The 313-nt window shown below is 40.3% G+C and carries 1 protein-coding gene; it reads left to right on the plus strand.

The genetic code is table 11. From position 1 onward, the window contains the following. Window positions 1–215: GNAT family N-acetyltransferase (locus tag AAEY72_RS14380; RefSeq protein ID WP_352311188.1), on the plus strand; the 215-nt coding region annotated here is incomplete at its 5' end. Window positions 216–313: the final 98 nt, after the last annotated feature.

Consider the following 313-nt stretch of genomic DNA (forward strand, 5'->3'; position numbering starts at 1 on the left):
TCCAAAGTGTGTATATACGCCCACACAATCGTCGCCAAGGGATTTATGGCAAACTTTATCAAGCAGTAAAAGACTTAGCCGCAGACAATGGCGGTACTGCGAGCTTCCGTTTATATGTTGAGCATGATAATAAAATAGCCCAACAAACCTATGAATCCTTAGGCATGGAACAGAGCCATTATTTAATGTACGAAGAAAATACCAAGCAATCGTAAGTGATCATAAGTGGTATACAAAAAGCCGGAACAATCCGGCTTTTTTGTGGTTATTTTTCATGGCATCTAAGTCGTTCAAGGGAGAGTTGCGACAATAA

The sequence above is a fragment of the Psychrobacter sp. W2-37-MNA-CIBAN-0211 genome (assembly GCF_040309405.1).
Classification (GTDB): domain Bacteria; phylum Pseudomonadota; class Gammaproteobacteria; order Pseudomonadales; family Moraxellaceae; genus Psychrobacter; species Psychrobacter glaciei.